Below are 24,164 nucleotides of genomic sequence, written 5' to 3'. Positions count from 1 at the left end.
GGCTTGCATACTACAGATATTATGCAAGCATAGTAGTAGGAAAGTAGGGGTATGAGAGGTAATGATGTAGTGTTATAACTCGATGAGAAACTCTACCAAGTTCTTGTCATGGTCGAGATTGAGCTTTTTACGTAGCCTGTAGCGCCTTATTTCTACGCCGCGTAACGAAATGTTCAATAACGATGCCATTTCTTTACTGCTCATGTTCATGCGCAGGTAGGCGCAAAGCTTTAAATCGTTGGGTACCAGGTCCGGGTGGCCATATTTAAGTTTTTTGAAAAAGTTTTCGTGCGCCTCGTTAAAGCTATTTTCAAAAACATTCCAGTCGCGGTCATCGCTCATTCCTTGCTCAATAACCTTGTGGATCTTTTTGAGCTGATCTTCTGACAACTTTTTGCCGGTGCTATCTTTAAAATGGTCTATCTCGTCACTTATTTTTTGAAGCAGTTCGTTCTTGTAGACGATATTCATGGCCGAGTTTGCCAGCTCGCGGCTCTTGCTTGCAAGATCAGCCTGCAATTGCTCGTTTTTAATAGTTACGATATGCTGCTCATTAGCAATTGCTTCGCGCTGTAAAAATTCTTCTTTTTCGCGTTGCAGTTTATCCTGAATCTCGTGTTGGTGGCGCAGTAGTTTCAGCAGGTAGTATTTGCGGATAGCGTAGTATATCAAAGCTGCCATAATCAAATAAAATACGATGGCAGCCTTACCCGCATACCATGGTGGCAAGACCTCGAAGGTAAATGTGGTTATACCCGATATGTTTTGGTCGTTAATTTTAGCACGTACTTTAAAATGGTAAGTGCCCTGGTTAAGGTTGGTAAATTCTTTTTGGCTTTGCGCGCTCCAATCGCTCCACTGGTGCGAATAGCCCTCCAGGTAGTATTGGTATTTTATTTTCGACTGCTTATAGTAAGGTAGCGAATATGCAATTCGGATATTGTTTTGATTGAAGGGGATGGCTATCTCGTTGTCATCGCTGTTCATATCCGTTATTACCGATGTTTTGTCGGTGATATTGTCTACCTGGCGTATCAGTACCGGTGGCAACTTCAGGCTTGGCTGGCGCGATACATCTTCATCATTTAATATTACAAAGCCATCGTCGACACTTATCAGGTAGATCTGGTTATTGATCATGCTGATGTTCTCGTAATTCTGCACCATTTGGCCGTTAAGCATACTGAAACGGTTAGAATCGATAGTAAGCGTGCCGGGCACGGATAGGTCTGCCAGTGCCACGCGCCCATGGTTGATGAACCAATATTTTTTGCCGATGGCTGCTATTACTTTATTTGATGATTGGAAAGTGTTTAGCTTTTTATTTAGCTGCTGATATTTGTAGAACCTGTCCGTAATGTCATCGTAAACATAAAAGCCTGAATCGGAGGAGAATACAATGCGGTTATCCAGGTTAAAAACACCCACATTATAGCTGTCGGGCAGGCCAGAACTTTTGTCGTAATACTTTTGTGTTATTACCTTTTTACTATCAGCACTTAACGTTACTTTGTAAATACCTTTATAGGCGTGGCTTATCCAGATCTGGCCTTTGTTATCCTGCTCCACATAGCGCGAGGGTTCGCCAAAGCCCTCTACCCTATGGTCGAAAACCCAGTTACCAACTGCATCTTTATTATATATGATAAGGCCTGTGTATGTACCCTGGATTAATTGATTTGTATTGAATTTTTTAAGTGTCCACCCGCCGCTTAGCGATGTTATTTTGGTGATAGATGCTCCGTTTACCTGAAAAGTGCCGTCGTTATGGCCGCAAAGCAATTTGCCATCTTGCAGCGATAGGTCCCATACTTGGCCTTGCGAGCCGGGGATAAGCTTAAAGTCGAAAGATTGCAACGGGGTTTTTGTGCCGTGGTTTATCCAATCGCTGTAAAAAAGGCCCTGGTTTGTGCCCAGGTAGATCTTATTATTGAATATTATACTGGAGTACACCGTGCCAAAGCGCCCCGTTTTGTCAAAGTAAAAATAAAGTGGTGAGTTTACTTCGATCCTGTCGATACCGTTATCGAGCCCCGCCCAAAGGTTTTGTTCGGCATCGGTGTATAAACTCAACACTGTGTTGTTTTGCAACCCGCTGGATTTGTTGATGTGCTGCACCACATTGCCCGCGGTATCGATAATGACAATACCGTTTAAAATAGTGCCGTAAGCAAAGTATTTGCCGGGTATAGTAGCGCCATTGTTAAGCTGGTAATTTTTAAGAAAATCATTTGCCTGGTTTTGCCATAGTTTTATGGTAGTACCATCGTATATAAACAAACCGTTTTTGGCAGTGCCAATAAGGTATTTATTTTGGGAAAATGGGAGGATGGATAGTATCCTGCTGCCTAAAATATTACTGCCGTTTACATAAATGAGTTTATTATTTTTTAGTTCGAACAGGCCTGCATCAACCTGTTCCACAAAATATCGGTTGCCTGTTTTAAAAAGGAACAGGAATGGTTTAGGGGCTTTTATGACATTTATTTTGCCATTACTGTAAATGTAGATGGAGCCAAACGATTGAAAGATAACCCTATTATTATCGACATAGATCTTCCAGGTTTCTTCTGTTACAGGCTGGTGTTTCTTTGGAACAAGATGGGTAAGGGAATTGTATTTGAGGAAGCCTTTTTTATTGTTTTCCCAGTAACCGAATTCGCCAAAGCCGCCAGAGTAAATTTTGCCCTTGCCATCAGCAGCTACCGAGCGTACGATGAGGCCATTTGGCATCCGGTTAAGCTGCCAGTACTTGCCATCGAAAGAGAGCAGGCCCTCGTCGTTACCAAAATACATAATGCCGTGTTCATCTCTCGTTACCGACCAGTTTTGATTACCCGACTGATACTGCGCCTTGGTATAGTTTTGTACATAAGGCACACCAATGCTTTTTACATCGGCTGCATTAGCCAGTGTATTAATGAGTGTCAGTAAAGCAAACAAGAATTGTTTACGCATAGGTATAGCCGCACGTGTTGGTATGTCAAAAATACAAATTGACTTTGAATAACCGTGATGCTTGTAAGCCTAATCTGCTAAATGAACGATTCCCTTTTTAGCAGTATTTACCGGCTGGGGTACTTTTACATAGTAGCCCGTGCCATCATAAATACGTTTGCGTGGGTGTTCTTTACAATCGTCGCTGCAGCAGCCATCCATCGCGGTGCCGCATTCATCACACTGTGTGAAATGTTCGTTACACTCGGGGTTGGCGCAATTGATCATCTTCGGCGTGGTTTTACCACAGTTACGGCAGGTTGAAATCACAACCGGGTTTACGCTGTTTACATCAACCGAAAGGCGGTTGTCAAAAACGTAGCATTTGCCCTCAAAATCTTCGCCGCCGGTTTCTTTACCATATTTGATAATACCGCCATGTAGTTGGTAAACATCGCTGAACCCTTCGTGTAATAGCAGGGCCGATGCCTTTTCGCACTTGATACCGCCGGTGCAATAGGTAAGTATTTTTTTATCCTTGTATTTGGCAAGCTCATTTATCATTGCCGGAAAATCGCGGAAGTTCTCAATATCCAGCGTGACGGCGTTCTTGAATTTGCCAAGGGAGTGCTCATAGGTTGAGCGTACATCTAATATCACCACATCATCACGGTCCTTCATGGCCAAAAATTCTTTTGGTTCTAAATGTTTACCGGTTTGCTGTTGCGGATTTATCATACCCGGCTCGCGAAGGCCAGAGTGTACAATTTCTGATTTATAGCGGCAGTGCATTTTTACGAATGATGGCTCGTTTACAACATCCACTTTGAAATCGATACCTGCAAAACGCTCGTCTGCATGCAGGGTATCGATATAAGTTTTGCACGCTTCGGCAGTGCCGGAAACGGTACCGTTAAGGCCCTCATCGGCCACAATAATACGCCCGGTTAACCCAAGGGATTTGCAAAATTTTAAATGATCGGCCGCAAATTGCTCGCCATCGGCTATTGTTGAATAACAATAGTATAGTAGTGTGTTATATTTTATCATGACAACATTGATACCGCTGCAAACGGTGTTAAATGAAGCGCAAAGATAGTAAAAAGTTGAAAGTTTAAAGTCGAAAGTAAGCTATTGGTACTTTGCACTTTCGACTTTGCACTTTCAACTCTCTACCTCAAACCGTAAAATATCCTGAAGCCTTGGATGTATTTTTTATTGCCGGCGTAAGAGATACCGTAATCTACACGGAAGATGAGGCGTTGTACACCTACGTAAAACTCCTTGTAATTAGGGTTGCCTTTAGTTGTTAAATAGTTGGCGCCTATTACTTCCTCCAGTTTGAGCTTCCTGATCAACGGGATCTTGTTCAGCAACGATCCTGCAAAATTGTGCTGGTAATGTGCTTCAAAGAACGCGCCGTTTGTACTGTAAGTATAAAATGGCAGGAAGTGGAAGCTGCCGATGTAGGTAGGGTCGAACGTGGTACCCTGGTTACCTAAGTAATGGTAATAATCCATATAGTACAGGTTGTTATTCCGGAAGAAATCCCCAGCTGTTAACTTGAAAGACGAGAAACCCGACAAACCTATACGGACGTTGGATTGCAAGATATCAACCGATGCAAAATCGTAATCAACATCAGACCCGAACGCGCTTTTTATACCCTTGCGGTAATTAACCGTAAGGGTTGGATACTTTGACGGGATATTAAATTTGCCCGTAGGCCTGGTGATGTATTGCTGATCGAACGTAAAGGCTACCGATGTGGCAAAAGTTAAGGCCTGGTTTTGCGGGAACAGGAACGAGCGGTCATCCACCGGGGCGCCCGCCGGGGCCAACGGGTTGTTTGAGGTAAATTCCTTGTCTTTTACGTCTACCAGATGGCCAAATGCATTGTTATACATTTGGGTACGGCTGGCGTATTGCAATGCAGCCGACCATAGTATGCCGTTCCTTAACTCGCGCTGAAAACCGAAGCCCCCGTATTGCGAGCGGTAATATTTTACGTAATTATTCTCGTAAAGTATCGTACTTAAAGTATTGAAATAAAGTGAGCGTGTACCCACGTTATTTAGATCGAGCACGTCGCTACCAAAATCTACATAAAATTTTTGGTTATGGAACGGGTCGTTTAGATATTCGGCATGCACGTTAGCGCTAAAAAGTTTGTTGCCAAAACCATAACGCACAGCCGGGGTGATGCTGTACGAATGCAGGTCGTCAATTTTATGCGAATAACGCACCTTGGCGTTTATACCAAAGCCTTCAACCGTATTATAATAAAACGTTTGCAGGAAAGGGAAAATATAAAGCGAATCGCGCTCGCTGCGGTTGCTTGCCCGGTAGCCAAATATGGTGTAGGTAAAGTAGTTGATGTTGTTTTTAGTATGTTGGATACTATCTAAATAAGCATCTGTTTTTTGGTAAGCGGCTATGGCATCCTTTTTCTCGTAGTCGCGCGTCTCTTGCCTGGTTAAAGGTAATGGGCGTGTAGCATTCCAATAAGCGGGGGTTTTTAGATTTGCCGCGGTGTCAATACGTAAAACCTCGCCATTAAAATACCCTTTAGGGAAGGTTGGGTTTATTTTATAGTTGTTGTAGATGCCCTGGTAGTATCCGCCAAACTTAAAACCTAAAACAGATCCTTTAAAGTTCACCTGCACGGCTGCCGGCATCCATACGCTATCTGTTATGGGGATATACTGCTGGCTTATTTTTAAAGTGTCTACCAGGTTTAAGCTTGCCCTTTTATTGGTAAGCATCAGGTCGACACTGTAAATGCGCCAATCGCCTTCTACAATGTACATATTGCCCTGAAAGTACTGGCCGTTCTCTCGTTTGGGGATCACCTCAATTTTATCAACTGTCAGTCCGTTTTGTATGGTGCTGCCAACCAACCTATAATCGTAATACTTAGCTGCATCTGTGCCGATGGGTGAAAGATAAGCACGTGTGCTCAAGCCATTTATTTTGAATACATCGTTATAAAAATTTACCTGCAGATCTGATGCTTTACTATAATCGAATGCCGTATTAATACCCGATTTTTTTGACGCAATGGTAACCTCGTGGATCTTATCAGGCATTGCAACGTTAAGGTTTGATAGAATCTCGGTTTGATAAAGTATGCCGCGGCCGTTAGAGTCGAGGTCTAATGCCTGGATAACAGCCTTACTGGTTAGGGCCCTCGGCGAACTTAAAAGTTTTTGAACTCCCTTTACATATACCGCGCACGAGTAGCTTTTTACTTCTTCTAAATGTTGCTTGCGCTTAGCTATTACCCGGCTCATAATGGTATCGCCGGGGTCCAGGTTTTGTTTCCACTTGTCAGATACCTGGCTTAATTTAAAAGTCTCGTTGGTTAGCTGTATATCATGTGCCTCGGGCTGGTCGCCAATGGTTATTTTTTCTACCTGTTCTGCATAACCTGTAGAGCGGTAAATAACATTGTAAGTGCCGGGGCTTAGTTTTAATTGATAAACGCCTTCCTCGTTAGCGGTTGTGCCATAAGTAGTGTTGCGGATATATACCGATGCAAAGGGCACCATCTCGTTTTTTTGACCGGTCACACGGCCAGATAAAGTAGATTGTTGTGCCGATGCGGTAAAGGCCGTCAGTATAAATATTATAAGGGGTAGGCATCGTCTCATATAGTGTTTTTACGGTTAAATACTATTTGTGCTTAAAATGTTTGTGTGTACACGTAATTTACATTAAATGTTTACATAATCCCTGCAATTGTTTGTTAATGTTTAATTTTGGGGCTTTAACTCTTTATAATATGTATAATACATTGCAACCGGTTTTACAGCATGAACTTGCCGATATTGAAAATGCCGGCCTATATAAACGCGAACGAATCATTACGTCGCCGCAGGGTGCAGATATTACTGTGCAAGGCGGGCAGGAAGTAATCAACTTTTGCGCCAACAATTACCTGGGCCTATCCGGCAATCATAAAGTGATTGAAGCTGCTAAGGCGGCTATGGATACCCACGGCTACGGCTTATCATCGGTACGTTTTATTTGCGGTACACAGGATATACATAAAACACTTGAACAAAAAATATCTGAATTTTTAGGGACTGAAGATACCATCCTTTACGCGGCCGCTTTTGATGCGAATGGTGGTGTTTTTGAGCCGTTATTTAACGATCAGGATGCTATTATTTCTGACGAGTTGAACCACGCATCTATTATAGATGGCGTGCGCCTTTGTAAAGCGCAGCGCAAACGTTATAAGCACGACGATATGGCCGATCTGGAAGAGCAACTGAAAGCAACGCAGTCTCTTCGCCATCGCATCATCGTTACCGACGGCGCTTTCAGTATGGATGGCACCATTGCGCAGCTTGATAAGATTTGCGCCCTTGCAGAACAATACAATGCTTTGGTAATGATTGATGAGAGCCATTGCAGCGGCTTTATGGGCAAAACCGGCCGTGGTACACATGAGCATCACAATGTAATGGGTAAGATAGATATCATTACCGGTACGTTAGGTAAAGCTTTAGGTGGTGCATCGGGCGGGTTTACATCTGGCCGTAAAGAAATTATTGATATGCTACGCCAGCGTTCGCGTCCATACCTGTTCAGTAACACTTTGGCACCGGCTATTACGGGCGCGTCTATCGCGGTATTGGATATGCTAAGCGAAACTACCGATCTGCGCGATAAACTGGAAAGCAATACCCAATACTTCCGCGAGAAGATGACTGCGGCGGGCTTTGATATTAAGCCAGGCGTGCACCCAATTGTACCGGTTATGCTGTACGAAGCAAAACTTGCGCAAGAGTTTGCTGCTAAGATGCTGGAAGACGGCATTTATGTTATTGGCTTTTATTACCCGGTTGTGCCGCAGGGTAAAGCACGCATCCGTGTGCAGATCTCCGCTGCGCATGATGTAGCGCACTTAGACAAAGCCATAGCTGCGTTTACAAAGGTAGGTAAGGCTTTAGGGGTGATTAAATAATACCTGTTATATTTGTAGTTGAATTTTTTGAATAAGAGGTTATAATGCAATCTAAAATAGATCAATATACAGCCGAGATAAAAGCTTTTACAGCCGCCAAGGCTGATGAACTGGAAGCTTTCCGTATTAAGTTTTTGGGCACTAAGGGGCTTATAAAAGACCTTTTTGAAGAGTTTAAAACCGTTGGCCCCGAAGAGAAACGCACTTTTGGTAAAGTGCTTAACCAGTTTAAGCAATTTGCCGAAGGCAGGTATCAAGAGATACAGGAAAGCCTTATAACCGACATTGAAAAGCCGAAATCTGAAATTGACTTAACTTTGCCGGGCGATGGTTTTGAGGTAGGCTCGCGCCACCCGCTTTCATTGGTACGTAACGAGATCATCGATATATTTAAGCGACTTGGTTTCGTAGTGGCCGAAGGCCCGGAGATAGAAGACGACTGGCATAACTTCTCGGCCCTGAACTTCCCGCAGGAACACCCCGCGCGCGATATGCAGGATACCTTTTTTATTCGCAAAGGTGATGGTAGCGACGATATCGCCTTGCGCACCCATACGTCATCGGTACAGGTGCGCATGATGGAGAATGGCAAACCGCCGTTCCGTGCGATAATGCCCGGCCGTGTTTACCGTAATGAAGCCATATCGGCCCGTGCCCATTGTTTTTTTCACCAGGTAGAAGGTTTATATGTAGATGAGAACGTATCATTTAGCGACCTCAAGCAAACCCTTTACCACTTTGTGCAGGAGCTTTACGGCGAAGGTACCAAGGTGCGTTTCCGCCCATCGTATTTTCCGTTCACCGAGCCATCCGCAGAAATGGATATCTCGTGTACCATTTGTAAAGGAGCCGGCTGTAACATGTGTAAGTACAGCGGTTGGGTAGAGATCTTGGGCTGTGGTATGGTTGACCCTAACGTTTTGGAGAATTGCGGTATCGACAGTAAAAAATACACCGGTTTCGCCTTTGGGATGGGGATAGAGCGTATCACTAATTTAAAATATGTAATCCGCGATCTGCGTTTGTTCTCGGAGAACGATGTGCGTTTCTTAAAACAGTTTACAACAGATATTATATAGATGAGGAATATACCGGCACTGCTTATCATTTGCCTGCTGTTTTTGGGCTGCGGCAAAACCGAGAGCGTAGTGCCGCGTGTACCCGTTAATGTAAAAATTGTAAAAACAGATCCCCGCTACACGTCGCTTAATGCCCCGGGGGGATATGCTTATATATCAGGCGCAGGAGTAGCGGGTATTATTATTTACAGGCAAACAGATGGATCATATGTAGCGTATGACCGTTGCAGCAGTTATCAGCCTGAAAAATTATGTGCCATTGCGGTTGATGATACGGGTTTTACCGCCACCGACCCATGCAGCGGATCTAAATTTTCGCTTAGTGATGGCGGGCCGGTAAAAGCACCTGCTACCAAATATCTCAGGTCGTACCTTGTAAATACCACGCAATTTGAGATATTTGTTTCAAACTGATCATGGAAGCCGATAAAATTAAAGATAGTATTAAGCGGGCAGCGCAAGATCTGTTTCGCAAATTCGGTTACCACAAAACAAGTGTGAACGAAATAGCCAAGCGGGCTAAAATTGCAAAGGCAACCATCTACAAGTATTTTGATAGTAAGGAAGCCGTTTTGCATGTGCTGCTAATGGACTATATTAAAGCAAGCGTTGATGAACTGATCAACACCAACACGCCCGATATGGATGAGGAAGCTCACCTGAGCAGCCTGATCATGAAAACATGCCGCCTCTCATACACCGTTTGTAACGAATTTATAGGCTGGGATTTTATCCGCGAAAGTACCAACTCACAAGATTTTTTAAAAAACCTTTCTAACGAGCTGGAAGAACTGCTCGTTCAATCATTCACCCAACTACCCGGCATACGCAAGCACGAGGGTTATCACCAACGGGTACGTTTCCTCATCAAATGTAGCAAAAGCATCGTGTTCAGCTTCGCGTTTACATCAGTAAGTGACAGCGACGTGCGCAAGAATTTTGTATCTTTTCAGAAAGAGATCCTACCTTATTTGGTGAAGGCGGCGATATTGGTTTAATGTGTCTGCTTTTTTAAATCTTTTTATATTTTAAGATTACCAAACCAATTTACATGGAAAATGAATTTGACGAGGTAATGCTTAAACGCACCGACGCCGACCTGATAAATATCCTAAACAGCCCCGCCGGCAATTAGCAACCCTTAGCCCTCAATTCTGCACAGCGCGAATTTGAATGTCGTAACTTATCACAGGAACAAATATCTGTAGCCTCACAGGTTATTCAACAAAAGCAACAACACGACGAAACACAAGCAAACGGACATCTTGGCGTTTTAGCTAAAATAGTTGCGTTGTTATTCCCGGGAATTTTATTGATCGGTTTTCTTTTACATACAAAGCCGAGGGATACGATCGCAAAGCCAAAGAGTTAAGGAGGTGGACATTATATGGCGTTTTGTTCTACACTTGTATTGTTATCTTAGAAAAGGTACTTGCTTCCCTCTCTTAATCATCTATTTGACTATGACGGTAAAATTATTCTAATTTTTATTTGGAAGTCACGTTTTTAATAACTTACTTTGAATAACAAAGTACTTTTAAGTGAAAGAAAATCAAATCCAGGACGAGCTTACATCCATCCGCAATATGATGGAGCGCTCCTCAAAATTTATCTCCCTTAGCGGCCTTAGCGGTGTGCTGGCAGGGGTTTATGCTTTGATAGGGGCAGCCATAGGCTACAGCATTATTTATGGCAGCGGCGGCTTTTTTAGCTATCGCGAATATGTGATGGATGATGTAAAACGCTCGCCGGGTAATCTTTATACGTTAGTCTTGGTTGCGCTGGCAGTTTTGTTGGCTTCGCTTATTACAGGTGTTTACTTAACCCTGCGTAAAGCCAAACAAAAGGGGCAAAACCCATGGGGGCGTACCAGCAGGCAATTGTTATTTAACCTGGCTGTACCTTTAGTTACCGGCGGTGCACTATCACTCATATTGATCTCAAGAGGCTACTTTGGTATTATCGCATCGGCCACGTTAATATTTTACGGATTGGCATTGGTAAATGCCAGTAATATTACTTATAAGGACGTACAGTATTTAGGGATCATAGAAATTGTATTAGGTTTGCTGGCCGCTTTACTGCCGGGCTATGGTTTACTATTTTGGGCTATAGGCTTTGGCGTGTTGCACATTGTTTACGGCAGCATTATGTACTTAAAATACGACAGGTGAAGATTCCATTCGAAAAACTCGACAAGGCCTTTGAAAACAGGCTTCGTTTGCAAATAATGAGTGTGCTGGTGGTTAACGAGCGCTACGATTTTAATTCGCTTAAGGAACTGCTTGATGCATCAGACGGAAACCTGGCATCGCACCTTAAGGCTTTAGAAAAAGAAGAGTACATCACCGTACACAAATCATTTTTGGGCCGCAAGCCAAATACCAATTATGAGGCCAGCACAAAAGGCAAGCAGGCGTTTAAGCAACACCTGGACGCCTTGGAACAGATCATAAAAAATCAGAAAACGTTATAACTATATTTTTTTATCCAATTACTTTGTAATTCAAAGTACTTTTAAATTATCTAAATCATGATCGAACAAATTGAACAACCTGAAAAGTGGTACCAAAAATCTATCCTTTTAAAACTGGGCATTATCACACTCTTGATCCTTTTACTACTCATCCCGCAATCGTGGATCCAGGACCTGATCGTAGAGCGGCAGTACAACCAGGAGCAAAATGTTAAAAGTATAACAGATCAATGGTCAGGCAGCCAGTTAGTGCAGGGGCCAGTATTGATAGTGCCTTACAGGTCGCCGGCGGTGGCGGGCAAGCCCGATGTAATTAATTACCTATATGTGTTGCCGCAAACCTTACAGGTAAAAGCAGGCATAAATGTCGAACCTTTTAAAAAAGGACTGGTTAATGTGAATGTTTATAATGCAAAGGTTGACCTGAAAGGGAATTTTAATCAACCCGACCTGAATAAACAGGGTATTGACCCCGCATTGGTAATGTATGATAAGGCAAGGCTCGTTTTTAGCCTGTCGAATTTGAAAGGGTTGAAGAACAACCCCGGTGTAAAAATTCAGGGGAAGGTTTATCCCTCAGAACCGGTGACAGAACAAGGCGGGGTCTTGAACAACGGCATGCAGGTGAATTTTGCAATGCCGCAAAGCGGGGCTTTTGCATTTGATTTTACGATGAATGTTAAAGGCAGCAACGACCTCGAGTTTTTACACATCGGCAAAACTACCGATGTTGAAATCAGCAGCAATTGGACAAGCCCACTTTTTATTGGCCGTAGCACACCAGATAACCGCGCCGCGAATGCTGATGGTTTCGAAGCGAAATGGCACATGTTGTATTACAACAGGCCGTTCCCGCAGCAATGGGTTAACGATCTTTCGGTTTTAAAAAACACCAAAGATAAACTGGATGCATCTTTTGGTGTAAGGCTCCAGATCACTATTGATGATTACCGTAAAGTAACCCGCACGGCCAAATACGCCACACTAATTATTCTGTTAACGTTTGTGTCCCTGTTACTAACCGAGCTTATCCGCAAGCAACGCATCCACTTGTTTAACTACACGCTGATAGGCGCCGCCATGATCGTGTTTTACCTGCTGTTGTTGTCATTCTCAGAAAAGATAGGTTACAATATATCTTACCTTATAGCCTCAGTAAGTACCATCGGGCTGATCGCTGCATTTACGGCATCGCTGTTTCAAAACAGGGTTGCGGCTGTTCTGTTCGCGCTTATCCTCGCCATATTTTACGGGTTTATATTCATCATTATTCAATTAGAAGACTTTGCGCTATTAGTTGGCAGTATAGCCTTATTCGCAATTGTAGCAGCACTCATGTATTTCTCCCGAAAAATTAACTGGGACAAACACTAACGCAAATCATTCTACCGGCAGGCGATTCGCCTGCCGGTTTTAAAAACTAAACATAAAACCATGCATACAAGTAATTATTGGATAGGGTATTTCCAGGCAAATGCCCTTCAAAAAAGAGTGAACTGGAACATCGCGCCCGCTATTACGCAAGACGAGATAGTTGCCATCCTGCCATCGTTACAGGCATGGCAACTGGGCGAAACATCCGAAGGGGCGCACCTCATTGCAGCGTCTACCAAATATGCCTACCGCATTGGCGACCCGGATTATGTGGATGCCGTTAAACTATTTATTAAAGAGGAGCAGAAGCATGGCAATAACCTTGGCCGCTACATTGATAAAATTGGGCAGAAGCGCATAAAAAAGGATTGGGGCGACAGCCTGTTTAGGCAGGTGCGGTATTTTAACACCAACATGGAGCTATGGACGCTGGCCGTCATCGTGGTAGAAAGCACCGCTCAAATCTTTTACCAGGCCCTTAAAGATGCCACCCAATGCCAATTGCTGAAAGATATTTGCACCGATATTTTGATAGATGAAGCACCGCATATCACCTTCCAAACCGAGCGGTTGGCTATCATCTTTGAGGGGAAATCAAATTTTGGAAAATCCTGGCGCAAGGCGGCCTACAAGCATTTCTTCCATGCAACGTCGCAATTGGTTTGGTACGGGCACAAAAAACTGTTTATGGCAGGCGGCGTAACGTTTGAAATGTATGTGAAGAAGATGCAGTATAAATATAAAAAGACGATTGATGTGATAACTACCGCCCCGGCCGGGCATAACAACATGATTTTTAAATATGGAAACTAAGCCTTTAGATATGCAGGTAAATTCAATTTTATATAGTCTTAAAATTTGGCTAACCAGCGTTGCTTTAGCACCGCTAATATTCCTGGTCGTCGACTCATTTACGAGTAAGGACTATTCCCCTGATTTCGAGGATTTGGTATCACGCCAATTGGGGATGTATTTGTTATGTGTAGTAGCCGGATCTATTTTTTCCTTTTTTACCTGGGTGCTCTTTACACTTATAATAAAGGGAATCATCACTTGGTTTTCACTGTTCCCCAAAATTAAAATTGTAATAGCTATAATAGGCGTACTGTTAACCATCGGTACTTTCTCAATTTTTTTATACGATAAGGAGTTTTTAAATGAGTTTTTTTACCTGATGGTCTCTAACTGCATTTGTATTGCAGGCAGCTCTTTGTACTATAAGTTGGAGATTTCTACGGAGGCCGAAGGCATCACAACTTAAATAACAAAAAATTTCAAAATACCGTTTTGGTTTTGGGTATAAATTTATTATGTTTGCATAGTAAAATTTAATCTACACTACTATGAGCCAGGAACTAATAGAATTTTCGGAGCTTATTGATGAGCAGTTCGAAATAGAGATAGATTTAGGTAACGTTGAACCGGATAACTTTTGGAACAACATCGTTAACCTGTTTATCTGAAATTGTCCATATTGCTTTTCATCTGACGGCAGTCGTCGGCAGGGATGAAATGCTATTTCCTTAGTTCATAGGATCTTCCAAAACGGGATTATTATTCGCTATGGTGCCGGGTATTATTTATGGGTAATAAGCGGGGCAACAATGATTATTGGTACGCGTGTTTACAAATGCCAAACCGCTCGTTCTAAAAATTAATAAATACGTTTAACTTTGCAGCCTGATGAGTAGATCTGCAAAAAAACCTAAGTTCTTTGAGAACGTGACTGTTATTGATATTGCCGAAGAAGGTAAGGGCGTTGGCAAGGCCGAAGATTTTGTGTTATTTATCGAAAAGGCCGTTCCCGGCGACGTTGCAGATGTTGAGGTTTACCGCAGCAAAAAAAGCTTTGGCGAAGGCAAGATCATCAAACTCATCACCCCATCAGAATACCGCGTGCCTGCCTTTTGCGAGCACTTTGGCACTTGCGGCGGCTGTAAATGGCAGCACATGACTTATGAGGCGCAGCTAAAGTTCAAACAAAAAGCTGTACATGATGCCCTTACCCGTATCGCTAAAATTGATGTAGAGCACATGGATGCCATTGTTCCTTCTCCTGCCGATAGGTATTATCGCAATAAACTTGAATATACTTTTTCTAACAAACGCTGGCTATACGACGGCGAGAGCCGCGAGGACGAAACGCTTGATATGAATGCCCTTGGTTTCCACATCCCCGGCCGTTTTGATAAAATACTGAACATAAACCACTGCTACCTGCAGGCCGAGCCGTCAAACGATCTGCGTAACAGCATTAACGCTTTTGCCAAAGAGAATGACATCAGTTACTACGATGTGCGTGCGCATACAGGTGCTTTACGTAACCTCATTATCCGTACTTCGTCAACCGGCGAGATCATGGTGATCGTTGTTTTCGCTCATGCGGATCAGGAGCAGGTAGACCTATTGATGAACTATGTAGACGCTGCCTTCCCTCAAGTAACATCGCTGCTATACATCCTCAATCAAAAAATGAACGACACCATTTTTGACCAGGAAGTAATAGCATGGAAAGGCCCCGAATACATCCACGAAGAAATGCCTGCTGCCAATGGTAATGTGGTGCGCTTTAGGGTCGGCCCAAAATCGTTTTACCAAACAAACTCTATCCAGGCCCTGCGCCTGTATGAAATAACCCGCGACTTTGCGGGCTTCACCGGCGACGAATTGGTTTATGACCTATACACCGGCGCAGGCACTATTGCCAACTTTATTGCCGGCCATGTGCGGGAGGTTGTCGGAGTAGAGTATGTACCATCGGCTATAGAAGATGCAAAGGTAAACTCGCAGATAAATAACATCAACAACACCAAATTTTTCGCCGGCGACATGAAGGATGTGCTGGTGCATGATTTTGTAGTAGAGCACGGCAAGCCGGATGTGATCATCACCGACCCGCCAAGAGCAGGGATGCACACCGATGTAGTTGCCCGTTTAATGGAGATAGAAGCCGACAAAATTGTCTATGTAAGTTGCAACGCCGCCACCCAGGCCCGAGACCTGCTGATCCTGAAAGAAAAGTATGATACAGTAAAAATACAGCCGGTAGATATGTTTCCGCATACCCAGCATGTAGAAAATGTGGTATTGTTAAAACTTCGTAAATAAACACTAAGGGTTAAATAAATTGCCCATTAATTTACTCGCCTAAATTCGTGCCGGCGAAAAGGTAATTATTGCTAATTAACAGCACTATAGGCTATTATTTATTCGAATGTTTTGGTATTTTAGCTTCATAAAGCAAATGCCTGCCTAATTGCTGTTGAAATGGATGCTCCTATACCTTTTTTTAATTTCTCGATAAAAAAGGTTTTATCCCGCGAAGCCGACAACCTGAAAAGTGCGCGGATAAAAATTGTGTACACCACACTGCTGCTCACCCTGCTAAAAATTGCGATACTAATGCCCTTGGTTTATGGTACCATACAAGGTCATCAGCTATATCGCATCGCCTTCGTTTTTGTGCTGTATATTGGGCTTACCAAATACTTGTTATATAAACCTGCTCATATTGGCACTGTAGCGCATACCATCATATTATCGGGCGTTTTCGGGATCTGGTCAAACCTTATTGTTCTTAACCAGCACCTTAACCTGGTTACCGTGCAGTTTGTATTTATGGTGACTTTTGTGGGATACTACCTTATCAATAATAGGTTTGCCATAGTCTACAGCGTATTTGCTATAGCGCCAGTAATGTACAGCCTGGTAGTTAGTAACCGCGCACAATGGCATCTGGATGGGATAACGCAGGAACTGCCATCGCCAGGTTTCGAGGTGATCGTTTTCCTTAATTTTATTACCATTGTGCTTATCCATTACTTGTTTTACAAGGCTTTTAGGGATAACGTAAACGAGAAAGAAGAGCTAAATAAACAATTACAGGCCACCGTTGCCGAAACCAAGGCATTGGCCGAATCTCGGTCGTTGTTCCTGTCAACCATGTCGCACGAGTTGCGCACGCCGCTCAACGCCGTTATTGGGATGACCGGACTTATAAAAGACACGGCCACCAAAGAGCAAACCGAGAACCTTGATATTCTGGAATTTTCGGCCACCAGCCTGCTTACCCTGGTGAACGATATTCTTGATTATAACAAAGGTGAAAACGATAAAATAGAATTAGAAGCTATTCCGGTAAACCTGCCGGTAATGCTCCATAAAGTGTGTTCGGGCTTGCAGCATAAAGCGGCCGAAAAAGGTTTCCAGTTGGTGTTGGATGTAGACCAGCAATTAAAAGACCAATGGATAGTAACCGACCCAACCCGCCTTACGCAGATCATATACAACCTTGCCGGTAATGCCATTAAGTTTACCGAGCACGGGCAAGTAAGCGTGAAAGCGCTTGTCGAAGAAAGATCAGAAGATAACGTAACCGTGAATTTTTCGGTATCTGACACAGGTATTGGTATTCCTTTAGATAGGCAAGTGCTGATATTTGATCCGTTTACCCAGGCATCCGCAGATACCACCCGCCATTATGGTGGTACGGGGCTTGGGCTTGCTATTGTGAAGCGACTATTAAAATTATTTAACAGCAGCATCGAGCTAAAGAGCGAACACAAGAAAGGCTCAGTGTTTTCCTTTGCCGTTCAGTTTGATCTGTACAAAGGTAATGTAAACCCTGTATCGTTGCATACCGTAATGAACAATAACCTGGAAGGCCTTAATGTTCTTATTGCCGAAGATAACGCGGTAAACTCCCTATTGCTGGTGAAACTGTTAACCAAGTGGAATATAACCGCAACCGTCGCCAACAACGGCATGGAAGCGGTTAAAAAGCATAAGGAGAATAAATTTGATGTGATACTGATGGACCTGCATATGCCTGTAATGGATGGTTACCAGGCCACGCAGATGATCCGTGCCTTAAAAGATAAAAGCAAAGCGCAAACCTTTATCATCGCCCTAACCGCATCGGTATCTCACAATATCCATGATAAAATTAAAGAGGCCGGTATGAACGATTACTTGTCTAAACCATTCCAGGCAGCGTCTTTACATCAAAAACTGGAGGCACTGAGTGCCGCTAAAGCAGGCAAAGTTTCAGCAGGGTAGATGATAGGGTTAATGGCGGCCTAATAACTGGCAAACTTCCTTTATCGTTTCACTAACGGGTTTAAACTCAAAACCAATAGCTTGTTTTATTTTACTGTTATCAAACTCCCGGGTGTTTGATGCTGCGCGGGCACTTGTTTTATCTAAAGCGGGGGCTTTACCAGATAATAGCCCTAAAAAAGAAGCGCCACGCCAGGCCAGGTCCATCATCCATGGTTTGGCTAATGTTTTTGGAGCGGGTACCTGTAGGCCATTGGCTATCTCTTCAAAAAGCTGTTTGTATGGGCGATTTTCAGCGTTGATGATGTACCGCTCACCGCTCAGGTCGGTTTCCATCAGGGCTACCATGCATTTGGCAACATCCTGCACATCCACAAAACCTATAGTGCCCCCGGTGTAAAACTTAAGGCCTTTGCGCACGGTCTCGAAGATCTGCCCGCTTCCGGCTTTGCCTGCGCTTTTGCCGATGATTATCGTTGGGTTTACAATCACAGCATCCAATCCTTCGGCAATGCCACGCCAAACTTCCATCTCGCTTTCCAGTTTTGATATGGCATATCCATCAGTTTCGGTCGACGAATCCAGGTGGTGGTTCTCTGTGATCAGTTCGCCGGGTTTGGCCTCACCAACCGCCGCTACAGAACTGGTATGCACCACGCGGATGCTTTTCTCATTACACAAGTCTACCAAATTGGCCGTACCTCTTACATTAGTGCGAATCATAGGGTCTTTATCGGCTTGCTTAAGTGATACAAAGGCGGCACAATTGTAAACCTGTGTAATTCCTTCCAATGCATCTTCCAAACTGGCGGCGTCCATCAGGTCGGCATTAACCCAATCTATCTTATCTGCATAAGGCACCAGTAGTTTTGGGATGGTAGATGAAGCACGTTTACTGCAGCGGATCCTGTTTCCGCGAAGGATAAGTTCCTTCGCTAATTCGGCCCCTAAAAAACCTGTTGCACCCGTAACTAAAATCATATGCAAATGTGCAATTAGATGTGCAAATGTGCAAATAGGCAGATGTGCAGATGAAAAATACAAAAAATGATGTCTGATATTAAGATTTGAATATCTACACATCCAAAAATATCTGCACATTTGCACATCCTCGTATCTGCTCATCAATAAAACATGTCTTTAGCCGATTTTTTTACTCCCATAGATCTTAAAAAGATCACGCCAAAGAATGGATATTTCACGAGCCAGCTGGGCGATAAAATAAACCATCACTCGGTTGATTTCCCGGATCTGGAGCAAAAAACGGATATCGCCATTATTGGTGTGCTGGATGACCGTAACGCCATAAATAATCCGGGTTGTGCCTTAGGACCCGACTATGTTCGCGAAAAACTGTACCTGCTAAACGAGGGTAGCTATAATACTAAAATAGTAGATTTAGGTAACATCGCCCGCGGCGAAACTGTGGTAGATACTTACTACGCCCTTAAAACAGTGGTAGAAGAACTGATAAAAAAGGATATAATTCCATTGATTATCGGCGGTGGACAGGACCTTACTTACGCTCAATACCTCGGCTACGAAAACCTGGAGCAAAAGGTTGATATGTTGGTAGTAGATTCGCAGCTTGACCTTGATGACGACGGCTTTAGCGAAACTATTGAAGCCACATCGGCATCGTACATGAATAAAGTGATCCTGCACGAGCCTAACTACTTGTTCAATTACAGCAACCTGGGCTACCAAACCTACTTTGTAAACCAGGATAGTTTACGGGTGATGGATAAGCTTTATTTTGATGTACACCGTCTTGGCGAGCTTACCCAAAACATCGCGGTAGCTGAGCCCATAATCCGCAATGCCAACATGGTGAGCTTTGATATGGGTGCCATCCGCTCATCTGATGCGGCCGGTAATGCCAACGCCAAACCAAATGGTTTTTACGGCGAAGAGGCGTGCCAGATTTGCCGTTATGCGGGTTTTAACGATAAACTAACCTCGATAGGGTTCTACGAATTTAACCCGGCTTACGACACCAACGGCCAAACGGCCATGCTGCTATCGCAAATGATCTGGTACTTTATTGATGGCGTTTATAACCGCAAGCGCGACTTTCCACTCAACCCAAAATCGCAGTATCTTATTTATAAAACCAGCCTTACGCATGATGAGCACGAACTAGTATTTGTAAAAAGCAAAAAAAGCGACCGCTGGTGGATGCAGGTGCCTTACCCAACAGGTGGCTCAAAAAACGAGCGATTTCATTTAGTGCCCTGCCGTTACGAGGATTACAAAACAGCCGTATCCGGCGAAATGCCCGACCTTTGGTGGCGCACCTATCAGAAATTGAACTAACCTGCAATTGATTAGGTATTTACACGTTATTGTACTTTACTAATAATTTAAATGAAGAAATTTCTTTTCACCTTAGCGGCATTTTTGCCGGCTTTGGCCTTTGCGCAAAACGCGCAGCCTTTTACCGTTAAAAGCAAACTGACAAATATTACCGGCCCTGCAACCGCCTATTTGGTTTACTACTTAGGTGCGAACAGCCAAACAGATTCTGCTACAATTGTCAACGGCGAATTTAAGTTTGAGGGTGTAATAATGGATCCGGTAACCGCGTCTATATTCATCGATCATAAAAATCTGGGATTTGCTAAATATGTAGAGCAAAACTTCCCGGATGGCGGCCCCTCAAAAACAGCTGATGGCTTAAGCTTTTTCCTGGAAAAGGGGTCTATTAATGTAAGCGGTAAAGATTCTATCGCTACAGCGGATGTAGTTGGCTCACCTATAAACGATGATAATAAAGCTCTTAAAGCACAGCTAAAAGTTATTATTGATAAAGCACAAAAAGTGACCGAAGAAGGTAAGAAAGCCGCCGTAGAGCAACAGCGTTCTGCAGCGTTCCAGAATGCGATGCAGGCTAAATACAAAGCATTGCAGGACGAGCAAAAGAGCGTTATCAAGAATTTTATTACTACGCACACTACAAGCTATATAAGCTTACTGGCACTATCAAGCGTTGCCGGCCCCAACCCGGATGTTGCCGAGGTAGAGCCATTGTACAATATGTTATCTTCCGATCTTCAAAAGTCTGAGGGTGGTAAGCAGCTGAAAATGTCTATAGATGCATTGAAAATCACAGCTATAGGCGCCCTGGCCCCCGATTTTTCTCAGAACGATGCAAAGGGTTTGCCCGTGCGCTTGTCATCATTTCGTGGTAAATATGTACTGCTTGATTTTTGGGCATCGTGGTGCGGCCCCTGCAGGCAGGAGAACCCCAACGTGGTAAAAATGTATAATAAGTATAAAGGCAAAAACTTTACCGTGCTTGGTGTATCGTTGGACAAAGCGGATGGCAAATCCGCCTGGTTGTTAGCCATCAAAAACGATGGGCTGACGTGGACACAAGTATCCGACCTTAAGTTTTGGAATAACCTTGCCGCAAGTTTATACGGCGTGCAATCCATCCCTCAAAACTTTTTGATAAATCCCGAAGGTAAAATTGTAGCCAAAAATCTGCGTGGCGATGACCTGGATAAAAAGCTGGAACAATTGCTTGGAAAAATTTGATTTTAAGCATAATAACCGCATATTAGGCCTTAACAAAACTGACTGTCATTATGAAAAAAATAACCTTAAGCGCAATAGCGCTTTTGCCTGCGCTGGCTTTTGCGCAAGGCGGTAAATTTACCGTTCAGGGTAAATTAGGTAGCTATAACGCACCTGCCAAAGCATATATCCAATACCGTAAAGAAGGCAAAACCATTATGGATTCTGTGGTACTTAAAAACGGCGCATTCAAATTTGAAGGCGAAGCGGCAGCTGTACCAGGACAAGGCTATTTATTGCTTAACCCAAAAGGTAACAGCATGAATGCGTCTAAAGATTACAAAGCCATTTACATAGAGCCCGGAATCATCACCGTAAACACCACCGATGATCTTACTAAAGCAACGGTTACCGGTACAAAATCGAACATCGAGAACGAGCAATACCAAGCAGCGTTAAAACCTGTTAATGATGGTTATAAAGCCATGGAAGCTAAAGAAAAAGCAACGCCGGAAGCCGATCAAAAATCTGACGCTTTTATAAAACAAGCTAAAGCTGCAGAAAAAGCGATTGACAAGCAGGAAAAGGCTATAAATCAAAAATTCATAAAAGACCATCAGGATTCTTACGTAAGCATGAATGCATTGCAATCGCTTGCCTACAGTTCAGATTATGTGGAGATAGAGCCGTTATACACCTCGCTTTCACCTAATATTAAAGTATCTGAATCTGGTAAGGCATTTGGCGAATTATTGCCAAAGATGAAAGCGGTAGCCTTAGGCGCAACCGCACCTGAAATTGCTGAGACGGATACTTCGGGCAAAGTAGTTAGCTTGTCATCGTTCCGCGGTAAATATGTATTGGTGGATTTTTGGGCATCATGGTGTGGCCCTTGCCGCCAGGAAAATCCTAACGTAGTAAAGGCTTACAACGCATACAAAACCAAAAACTTCACCATCCTGGGCGTCTCACTTGATGGTAAGGGTGCTAAAGGCGCATGGGTTGGCGCTATCCAAAAAGATGGCTTAATGTGGACACAGATCTCTGACCTTGCAGGCTGGAAAAGCCGACCTGCCGGAGAGTATGCCGTTCGCGCTATCCCGCAAAACTTTTTAATTGATCCAAGCGGCAAGATCATCGGTAAAAACCTTAGGGGTGATGACCTGGAAGCTAAACTTGCCGAGTTGTTCGGGAAAATCTAATTCTGAGTCCGATGTCCGGAAGTCCGAAGACGATAAATAGTTTAAAATAGAAAGTCCGAAAGATTTAGCTGCTAAGCTTCTTCTTTCGGACTTTCTGTCTTTACCGACTTTCGGACTATCTAACTATAATAGATCAAACCCAATATCTTTCCTGAAATATACCCCATCATAATAGATGCGCGCCGCGTCGGCAGTGGCTTGTTGCAGGGCATCAAACATATTATCCTGCAGGCTGGTAACCGCTAATACACGGCCGCCTGTTGCTTTAATATCGTCGCCATCCAGGTTGGTACCCGCATGGAAAACATATGACCCGCGAACGTTCTCTATCCCGCTGATGGTTTTATCTTTTAGATATTCGCCCGGGTAACCGCCCGCAACACATACCACGGTTGCAGCTGTTTTTTGGGAGATGATCATTTCTTTTTCGTTCAGGTTACCTTCGGCAACGCCAATCAATAAGTCCACAAAGTCCGACTCGATACGTGGCATAACGCTCTCTGTTTCGGGGTCACCCATGCGGCAATTGTACTCGATAACCCATGGCTCGCCGTGGGTATTCATCAGGCCGATGAAAATAAAACCTTTGTACGGGATGCCTTCTTTTTTCAATCCCTCAATAGTTGGGATAATAACCCTTTGCTCTACCTTTTGCATAAAAGCCTCATCAGCAAAATGCACCGGCGAAACGGAGCCCATACCGCCTGTATTTAAACCTGTATCACCTTCTCCAATCCGTTTGTAGTCCTTGGCCTCGGGTAATATTTTATAATTGGTGCCGTCGGTCATTACAAAAACCGAAAGCTCTATTCCCTGTAAAAATTGTTCGATAACCACCTTAGAACTGGCATCGCCAAACTTGGCTTCGGTAAGCATTTCTAAAAGTTCCTGGCGGGCTTCCTCAAGGGTAAGGCAAATTAAAACACCTTTACCTGCTGCCAGGCCGTCGGCTTTTAAAACTACAGGCAAGCCTGTGGTGGCGAGGTAATCGAAACCTTCCTGCAAAGTATCGCGCGTAAACGTACGCGATGCTGCTGTAGGCACACTGTGGCGCTGCATAAACGCCTTTGAATAATCCTTGCTACCCTCCAGTTGGGCGCCTTCCTGCTGCGGGCCAATAACCGGGATGTTCTTTAGTACCTCATCTGTTAGGAAAAAATCATGGATGCCTTTTACAAGCGGCTCTTCCGGGCCAACCAAAACCATCTTAACATCGTTAGCCAAAACAAAGGCTTTGATGCCTTCAAAATCAGTAACCTTAAGGTTTACGTTGGTGCCATACTGGCCGGTGCCGGCATTGCCCGGTGCAATAAATAGTTTGTCGCATTTTGGGCTTTGTGAGATTTTCCAGGCGAAGGCGCTTTCCCTTCCGCCCGAACCAAGGATCAGGATGTTCATGCGAGCAAATATAATGTTTGATGTGCAGATGTGCGAATATGCAGATGTGCAGATTGTTTGAAGATGAATAATTAAATCATATAGCGGTCAGATTGACGAATTTAACATCATTTGCCTATCCGCACATCTGCATATTTGCACATTAA

19 protein-coding genes are annotated in these 24,164 nt (G+C 43.7%); 14 read left to right on the top strand and 5 right to left on the bottom strand.

Going from position 1 to position 24,164, the window contains the following annotated elements; translation table 11 throughout:
- Positions 1–72 precede the first annotated feature (72 nt).
- The 3 genes from ABIB39_RS00600 to ABIB39_RS00590 form a co-directional block, all read right to left on the bottom strand.
- Positions 73–2,958 (bottom strand): triple tyrosine motif-containing protein, encoded by a 2,886-nt coding sequence (locus ABIB39_RS00600; protein ID WP_354426651.1) that lies wholly within the window; start codon positions 2,956–2,958, stop codon positions 73–75.
- A gap of 69 nt (positions 2,959–3,027) precedes the next feature.
- Positions 3,028–3,987, bottom strand: coding sequence for an oxygen-dependent tRNA uridine(34) hydroxylase TrhO (gene trhO, locus ABIB39_RS00595; RefSeq protein WP_354426650.1), 960 nt, complete (start codon positions 3,985–3,987; stop codon positions 3,028–3,030).
- A gap of 122 nt (positions 3,988–4,109) precedes the next feature.
- On the bottom strand, positions 4,110–6,590 hold the full coding sequence (locus ABIB39_RS00590) for a DUF5686 family protein (protein WP_354426649.1): 2,481 nt from the start codon (positions 6,588–6,590) through the stop codon (positions 4,110–4,112).
- Positions 6,591–6,721: 131 nt separating this feature from the next.
- Between ABIB39_RS00590 and kbl the strand changes: the two genes are divergently transcribed.
- The 11 genes from kbl to ABIB39_RS00535 all read left to right on the top strand — a co-directional run bounded on the left by kbl (position 6,722) and on the right by ABIB39_RS00535 (position 17,899).
- Positions 6,722–7,912 (top strand): glycine C-acetyltransferase, encoded by a 1,191-nt coding sequence (kbl, locus tag ABIB39_RS00585; protein ID WP_354426648.1) that lies wholly within the window; start codon positions 6,722–6,724, stop codon positions 7,910–7,912.
- Between the two features lie 44 nt (positions 7,913–7,956).
- Positions 7,957–8,991, top strand: coding sequence for a phenylalanine--tRNA ligase subunit alpha (gene pheS, locus ABIB39_RS00580; protein ID WP_354426647.1), 1,035 nt, complete (start codon positions 7,957–7,959; stop codon positions 8,989–8,991).
- A complete protein-coding gene (locus ABIB39_RS00575; RefSeq protein ID WP_354426646.1) occupies positions 8,992–9,405 on the top strand; it encodes a Rieske (2Fe-2S) protein in 414 nt (137 codons plus the stop codon).
- Positions 9,406–9,407: 2 nt separating this feature from the next.
- The gene (locus ABIB39_RS00570; RefSeq protein WP_354426645.1) at positions 9,408–9,989 is read left to right on the top strand and encodes a TetR/AcrR family transcriptional regulator; all 582 of its coding nucleotides are present in this window, start codon (positions 9,408–9,410) and stop codon (positions 9,987–9,989) included.
- A gap of 543 nt (positions 9,990–10,532) precedes the next feature.
- Positions 10,533–11,165 (top strand): hypothetical protein, encoded by a 633-nt coding sequence (locus ABIB39_RS00565; protein ID WP_354426644.1) that lies wholly within the window; start codon positions 10,533–10,535, stop codon positions 11,163–11,165.
- On the top strand, positions 11,162–11,467 hold the full coding sequence (locus ABIB39_RS00560) for a winged helix-turn-helix domain-containing protein (protein WP_354426643.1): 306 nt from the start codon (positions 11,162–11,164) through the stop codon (positions 11,465–11,467). Before ABIB39_RS00565 ends, ABIB39_RS00560 begins: the two co-directional genes overlap by 4 nt.
- A 57-nt stretch (positions 11,468–11,524) precedes the next feature.
- A complete protein-coding gene (gene creD, locus ABIB39_RS00555; protein WP_354426642.1) occupies positions 11,525–12,841 on the top strand; it encodes a cell envelope integrity protein CreD in 1,317 nt (438 codons plus the stop codon).
- A gap of 60 nt (positions 12,842–12,901) precedes the next feature.
- Positions 12,902–13,654, top strand: a complete 753-nt coding sequence (locus ABIB39_RS00550; protein WP_354426641.1) for a ferritin-like domain-containing protein — start codon at positions 12,902–12,904, stop codon at positions 13,652–13,654.
- Complete coding sequence (locus ABIB39_RS00545) at positions 13,644–14,102, top strand: hypothetical protein (RefSeq protein WP_354426640.1); 459 nt, start codon at positions 13,644–13,646, stop codon at positions 14,100–14,102. Before ABIB39_RS00550 ends, ABIB39_RS00545 begins: the two co-directional genes overlap by 11 nt.
- Before the next feature lie 422 nt (positions 14,103–14,524).
- The gene (gene rlmD / locus ABIB39_RS00540; protein WP_354426639.1) at positions 14,525–15,949 is read left to right on the top strand and encodes a 23S rRNA (uracil(1939)-C(5))-methyltransferase RlmD; all 1,425 of its coding nucleotides are present in this window, start codon (positions 14,525–14,527) and stop codon (positions 15,947–15,949) included.
- Between the two features lie 159 nt (positions 15,950–16,108).
- Positions 16,109–17,899, top strand: a complete 1,791-nt coding sequence (locus ABIB39_RS00535) for an ATP-binding protein (protein ID WP_354426638.1) — start codon at positions 16,109–16,111, stop codon at positions 17,897–17,899.
- 9 nt (positions 17,900–17,908) lie between these two features.
- On the opposite strand, the gene ABIB39_RS00530 is transcribed toward ABIB39_RS00535, so the two are convergent.
- Positions 17,909–18,880 carry an NAD-dependent epimerase/dehydratase family protein gene (locus ABIB39_RS00530; protein ID WP_354426637.1) on the bottom strand — a complete coding sequence of 324 codons (972 nt, stop codon included), beginning with the start codon at positions 18,878–18,880 and terminating at the stop codon, positions 17,909–17,911.
- Positions 18,881–19,033: 153 nt separating this feature from the next.
- Between ABIB39_RS00530 and ABIB39_RS00525 the strand changes: the two genes are divergently transcribed.
- The 3 genes from ABIB39_RS00525 to ABIB39_RS00515 are packed head-to-tail and all read left to right on the top strand — an operon-like array spanning position 19,034 to position 22,620.
- The gene (locus ABIB39_RS00525) at positions 19,034–20,215 is read left to right on the top strand and encodes a formimidoylglutamase (RefSeq protein ID WP_354426636.1); all 1,182 of its coding nucleotides are present in this window, start codon (positions 19,034–19,036) and stop codon (positions 20,213–20,215) included.
- A gap of 51 nt (positions 20,216–20,266) precedes the next feature.
- Complete coding sequence (locus tag ABIB39_RS00520) at positions 20,267–21,439, top strand: redoxin domain-containing protein (protein WP_354426635.1); 1,173 nt, start codon at positions 20,267–20,269, stop codon at positions 21,437–21,439.
- A 50-nt stretch (positions 21,440–21,489) separates the two neighbouring features.
- Positions 21,490–22,620, top strand: coding sequence for a redoxin domain-containing protein (locus ABIB39_RS00515; RefSeq protein WP_354426634.1), 1,131 nt, complete (start codon positions 21,490–21,492; stop codon positions 22,618–22,620).
- A 123-nt stretch (positions 22,621–22,743) separates the two neighbouring features.
- Here ABIB39_RS00515 and purD read toward each other — a convergent pair whose 3' ends face one another.
- Complete coding sequence (gene purD, locus ABIB39_RS00510) at positions 22,744–24,018, bottom strand: phosphoribosylamine--glycine ligase (protein WP_354426633.1); 1,275 nt, start codon at positions 24,016–24,018, stop codon at positions 22,744–22,746.
- Between the last annotated feature and the right edge of the window lie 146 nt (positions 24,019–24,164).

The organism is Mucilaginibacter sp. UYP27 (genome assembly GCF_040547175.1).
In the GTDB taxonomy this organism is placed as follows: domain Bacteria; phylum Bacteroidota; class Bacteroidia; order Sphingobacteriales; family Sphingobacteriaceae; genus Mucilaginibacter.
Note: the sequence above shows the minus strand (reverse complement) of the source record. Positions and strands in the feature narration are given on the sequence as shown.